4 protein-coding genes are annotated in these 5,759 nt (G+C 72.0%); 2 read left to right on the forward strand and 2 right to left on the reverse strand.

Translation table 11 applies throughout. The features are described from left to right. Positions 1-128: 128 nt before the first annotated feature. Positions 129-2,030, reverse strand: a complete 1,902-nt coding sequence (locus ACWGI6_RS38035; protein WP_453271752.1) for an ABC transporter ATP-binding protein — start codon at positions 2,028-2,030, stop codon at positions 129-131. Positions 2,031-2,143: 113 nt separating this feature from the next. Continuing rightward, a complete protein-coding gene (locus ACWGI6_RS38040) occupies positions 2,144-3,877 on the reverse strand; it encodes an ABC transporter ATP-binding protein (RefSeq protein ID WP_453271750.1) in 1,734 nt (577 codons plus the stop codon). A gap of 207 nt (positions 3,878-4,084) precedes the next feature. On the opposite strand from ACWGI6_RS38040, the gene ACWGI6_RS38045 reads away from it, so the two are divergent. Together ACWGI6_RS38045 and ACWGI6_RS38050 are read left to right on the forward strand one after the other, a co-directional pair. After that, positions 4,085-4,330, forward strand: a complete 246-nt coding sequence (locus tag ACWGI6_RS38045; protein WP_393907735.1) for a MoaD/ThiS family protein — start codon at positions 4,085-4,087, stop codon at positions 4,328-4,330. A 10-nt stretch (positions 4,331-4,340) separates the two neighbouring features. After that, complete coding sequence (locus ACWGI6_RS38050; RefSeq protein WP_453271751.1) at positions 4,341-5,714, forward strand: hypothetical protein; 1,374 nt, start codon at positions 4,341-4,343, stop codon at positions 5,712-5,714. The last annotated feature ends 45 nt before the right edge of the window (positions 5,715-5,759 follow it).

The following is a 5,759-nucleotide window of genomic DNA, read 5'->3' on the forward strand; positions in this document are numbered from 1 at the left end:
GAAGCAGTCCGGACACCCACCCGCGCAGGCCCGTCACCGCACCCCGACAGCCCCGCGCAGCGGACCCCGCCCGCCGCCAGGCGCAACGGCGAGACACCACCACGGCGGGACAGCCGACAACGTGGGAATCAGCCGGCCTCCGTGACCGGCTCCGCGAACTGGGCCGCGTACAGGCGGGCGTAGGCGCCGCCCGCCGCCAACAGGGCGTCGTGGGGGCCCTGTTCGACGATCGCGCCGTTCTCCATCACCAGGATGACGTCGGCGTCGCGGATGGTGGAGAGGCGGTGGGCGATGACGAAGCTGGTGCGGCCGCTGCGGAGCTGGGCCATCGCGTGCTGGATGAGCACCTCGGTGCGGGTGTCGACCGAGCTGGTGGCCTCGTCCAGGACGAGGATCTCGGGTTCGGCGAGGAAGGCACGGGCGATGGTGATCAGCTGCTTCTCGCCGACCGAGACATTGCTGCCCTCGTCGTCGAGCACCGTCTCGTAGCCGTCCGGCAGGGTGCGCACGAAACGGTCGACGTGGGTGGCCCTGGCGGCCGCCACGATCTTGTCCATCGAGATGCCCGCGGGGGCTCCGTAGGCGATGTTCTCCGCGATCGTGCCGCCGAAGAGCCAGGTGTCCTGGAGGACCATGCCGATGTGGGAGCGCAGCTCCTCGCGCGGCATCTCGGCGATGTCGGTGCCGTCGAGGGTGATCCGGCCGCCGCGCACCTCGTAGAAGCGCATCAGCAGGTTGACCAGCGTGGTCTTGCCGGCGCCCGTCGGGCCGACGATCGCCACCGTCTGGCCGGGGTGGACGGCCAGCGACAGATCCTCGATGAGCGGCTTGTCCGGCGCGTAACGGAAGGAGACGTCCTCGAACGCGACCCGGCCGTCGACACGCTCGGGCCCGGCCGGCCGCTCGGCGTCGGGGTCCTGCTCCTTGGCGTCGAGGAGTTCGAAGACCCGCTCGGCGGAGGCGACACCGGACTGGACCAGGTTGGCCATCGAGGCGACCTGGGTGAGCGGCTGGCTGAACTGCCGGGAGTACTGGATGAAGGCCTGGACGTCGCCGATGGACAGCGCCCCGGAGGCGACCCGCAGCCCGCCGACGACGGCCACCAGCACGTAGTTGAGGTTGCCGATGAACATCATCGCGGGCTGGATGATCCCGGAGATGAACTGGGCCTTGAACCCGGCGGCGTACAGGGCCTCGTTCTGTTCGCGGAACAGCTCGGCGGACTCCCGCTCGCGGCCGAAGACCTTCACCAGGCTGTGGCCGGTGTACATCTCCTCGATGTGCCCATTGAGCTTGCCGGTGGTCTTCCACTGCTGGACGAACTGCGGCTGGGCGCGCTTGCCGACCTTGGTGGCGACGACGACGGAGACCGGGACCGTGATCAGGGCGACCAGCGCCAGCAGCCACGAGATCCAGAACATCACGACGAGCACACCGACGATGGTCAGCAACGAGACCACGATCTGGCTGAGGGTCTGCTGCAGCGTCTGCTGGATGTTGTCGATGTCGTTGGTCGCCCGGGAGAGCACCTCGCCGCGCTGCTGCTTGTCGAAGTAGCTCAGCGGCAGCCGCGCCAGCTTCTCCTCGACCTGCTCCCGCATCCGGAAGACGGTCCGCTGGACGACCCGCGTGGCGATCCTGGCCTGGACGAAGCCGAACAGCGAGGCGCCCACGTAGATCAGGGTGACCCAGAGCAGGACCTGGCCGATGGCTCCGAAGTCGATGCCGTGGCCGGGGGTGACCGGCATCGCGCCGATCATGTCGGCGAGCCCGCCCTCGCCGTGGGCGCGCAGCTGATCCGCGGCCTGGGCCTTGGTGAGGCCGGCGGGCAGCCGGCGGCCGATGATGCCGGACATGATCAGGTCGGTGGCGTGGCCGAGGACCTTGGGGCCCACGACCGTGAGCGCCACGCTCAGTACGCCCAGCACCAGCGCGACGGAGATGATGCCGCGCTCGGGCCGCATCTGGGCCAGCAGCCGGGTGCCGGAGCCCTTGAAGTCCATCGATTTCTCGGTGGGCTGGCCGCCCATCATCCGGGCGGGCCCGGCCGCCGGGGCCGGGCCTCGTCCGGGGGCCGCCTGAGGGGTCTCCTCGGTGGCCGCCGGGGCCTCGGCCCGGGCCGCCGTCCCCTTGTCCGCGGTGGTCACGCCGCCTCCTGCTCGGTGAGCTGGGAGAGCACGATCTCCCGGTAGGTCTCGTTGCCGGCCATCAACTCGGTGTGGGTGCCGGTGCCGACGATCCGGCCCTCGTCCAGGACGACGATCCGGTCGGCGCCGCGGATCGTGGAGACCCGCTGGGCGACGATCACCACCGTCGCGCGGTCGGTCTCGCGGGACAGCGCGGCCCGCAGCGCGGCGTCCGTCGCGTAGTCCAGCGCGGAGAAGGAGTCGTCGAAGAGGTAGATCTCGGGCCGGCGCACCAGCGCCCGCGCGATGGCCAGCCGCTGCCGCTGGCCGCCGGAGACATTGCTGCCGCCCTGGGCGACGGGGGCCTGCAGGCCGCCTTCCATCCGCTCGACGAAGTCCCGCGCCTGCGCGGTCTCCAGGGCGTGCCACAGCTCGTCGTCGGTGGCGTCCGGGTTGCCGTAGCGCAGGTTGGTGGCGACGGTGCCGGAGAAGAGATACGGCTTCTGCGGGACCAGCCCGATGGCCTTGGCCAGCGTCTCCTGGTCGAGGGTGCGGACGTCCTCGCCGTCCACCAGGACCGCGCCGCCGGTCGCGTCGAACAGCCGCGGTACGAGCCCCAGGAGGGTCGACTTGCCGGAGCCGGTCGAGCCGATGACGGCGGTGGTCTCACCGGGGCGGGCGATCAGCGAGATGTCCTTGAGGACCGGCTGCTCGGCCCCCGGGAAGCGGAACTCGACGCCGCGCAGCTCCAGTTCGCCGTGGCGGCGGAGCTCGGTGACGGGGTTCTCGGGCGGGGTGACGCTGGAGTCGGTCGCCAGGACCTCCTGGATGCGCTCGGCGCAGACCTCGGCGCGCGGCAGCATCATCACCATGAACGTCGCCATCATGATCGACATCAGGATGTACATGAGGTAGCTGAGGAACGCCGTCAGTGCGCCGATCTGCATGGCGCCGCTGTCGATCCGCAGCCCGCCGAACCACACGACGGCCACGCTGGAGAGGTTCACGATCAGCATGACCAGCGGGAACATCATCGACATCAGCCGGCCGGCGCGCAGCGACACGTCGTAGAGATCGGTGTTGGCCCCGGCGAACCGCTCACGCTCGTGCCGGTCGCGGACGAAGGCGCGGATGACGCGGATGCCGGTGATCTGCTCGCGCAGTACGCGGTTGACGGTGTCGATGCGCTCCTGCACCCCGCGGAACAGCGGCCGCATCCGGCGCACGACCAGTGAGACGAAAATCCCGAGGACCGGGACGATGACCAGGAGCAGGCCCGACAGCGGCACGTCCTGGTTGAGCGCCATGACCACACCGCCGACGCACATGATCGGCGCCGAGACCATCATCGTGAACGTCATCAGCACCAGCATCTGGACCTGCTGGACGTCATTGGTCGTGCGGGTGATCAGCGACGGCGCGCCGAACGTGCCCACTTCGCGGGCGGAGAAGGACTGCACCCGGTCGAAGACCGCGGCGCGGATGTCCCGGCCGAGCGCCATGGCCGTACGGGCACCGAAGTAGACGGCACCGATCGCGCAGACGATCTGCAGGAGGGTGACGGCGACCATGAAGCCGCCGACGCGGAGGATGTAGCCCGATTCCCCCTTCACGACACCGTTGTCAATGATGTCGGCGTTGAGGGTGGGGAGGTAGAGGGTTGCCAGGGTCTGGATCAGCTGGAGCAGCACGATCAGGGATATCGAGCGCCTGTGGGGCCGCAAATGCGCCCGCGCTAGTCGGACCAACACGGCATGAGCCTAGGCGAACACTTGCCCTTGGCAACCGAATTTCCGGCGTCCGCCCAGCACCGGTCCTGAGCCTTTGCCAGAACTTGCCCGGAGCCGGATCACCCGCCGCGTAGGCCATCATGGAGGCGGCAACGACGGGGCCCCGCCACCACGGGGGCGTCCCCCGACCGACACGACGAAGAGGCCGCCGTGACAACAACTGGCACCGTGCGCTACTGGGCCGCGGCCAAGGCCGCCGCCGGCACGGCAGAGGAGCCGTATGCGGCGGCGACGCTCGCCGAGGCGCTCGACGCCGCGCGCGCGGCGCATGCCGCGAACCCCGAGTTCGCGCGCGTTCTGCTGCGCTGCTCGTTCCTGGTGGACGGCGATCCGGTCGGCACCCGCGACCACCAGGCGGTGTCGCTGGCCGAGGGCGGCACCGTCGAGGTCCTGCCGCCGTTCGCGGGAGGGTGAGTACACGACCATGAGCGACAACCAGCCGCAGCACCGCAATCCGTACGAGCCGCACGATCCGTACGCGCAGCAGCCGCCGTACGGACGGCAGGCACCGCAGCCCGCACCGCCCCCCTACGGGCAGCAGGCACCGTACGAGCCGCAGGCACCCTACGGACAGCAGCCGTCACACGGGCAGCAGGCCTCGCACGGACCGCAGGCCCCGCACGGCCAGCAGCCGTCACACGGGCAGCAGGCCTACGACCCCTCCGCGCAGCAGCAGCCGCGGCCCGAGCAGTACGGGCACGGACAGCACGGACGCGGCGGGCAGGGACGCGCCCCGTACGGACAGGACCCGTACGGGCGCGGCCAGTACGGGTACGACGCCTACGGACAGCAGCACCGGCAGCCGCACCAGCCACAGCAACCGCAGCGCCCGCAACAGCCGCAGCGACCGGCCTACGGCCAGGACGGCTACGGCGCCCCGCACCCCGCGGAGACCGCGCCGCTGCCCACCCAGCACCAGACCGCCCGCCCGGCCGAGGAGCCGTACGCCCGCCAGCACCCCCAGCAGGCCAGGCCGGCGCCCGCCGCCCCCGCGTCGGCGGCCACCGCGCCGGTCTCCGCCGCGTCGGTCTCCTCCGCGCCGCTCGCGCCCAACCAGCGCGCCCGCGCCGAGGGCCGCTCGCCGATCATCCCGCCCGGCATCCAGCCGGCCGCGCTGACCGCCGGGCTCGCCCTGCTGCTGGCGCTCACCGCGCCGCTCGGCCGCCCGGTGCTCGCCGTACCGGTGGCGCTGCTGCAGGCCGTCACGGCCGCCGGGTGGTTCCGGCTCAACGGCATGTGGCCGGCCCGCCAGGGCATCGCGCTCGCCTTCCTGGGCGGACTGACCACCGACGTCGCGCTGCTGGCCACCGACCGCGCGAGCGCGCCCCTGGTCGGCATCGGCACGCTCGGGGTGTGGTGTCTGCTCGTCCTCGTCCTCCAGCTGCGCAACCGCAGCAGCGCCGACGAGCGGATGTACGCGCTGACCGCGGGCCTGACCTCGTCGGCGCTCGCGGTGCTCGCCGCCGGCCACCTCGCGGCGAGCCCGCACGCGGTGGTGGTCGGCGCCGCCGCGGTCGCGGTGGCCACCCTCGCCCGCGCGCTGCCGCTGCCCTCCCCCGCCTCGATCGGCATCTCCCTGGTGGCCGCAGCGGGCGCCGGTATCGCGGCCGGCCAGCTGACCGGCCTCGGAGCCTCCGGCGCGCTGCTGGGTCTGGCGGCCGGCGGCTGCGCGCTGATCGGCCTGCGGGTGGCCAGCTACGACTACCCGTCCCGTTTCGTCCACCTGACGGCCGGCGTGGCCCTCCCGCTGGCCCTGGCCGCACCCGCGGTCTACGTCCTGGGGCGGGCACTGGGATAACGCCCCGCCGGGCCGCGAACGACAGCGAGCGGCGGCCGCCGGAAG

The sequence above is a fragment of the Streptomyces sp. NPDC054786 genome, from assembly GCF_053611685.1.

Coding starts and splice junctions, on each gene's coding strand:
- ACWGI6_RS38035 (WP_453271752.1), bottom strand. CDS start 2,030: ATGGGCGGCCAGCCCACCGAGAAATCGATGGACTTCAAGGGCTCCGGC.
- ACWGI6_RS38050 (WP_453271751.1), top strand. CDS start 4,341: ATGAGCGACAACCAGCCGCAGCACCGCAATCCGTACGAGCCGCACGAT.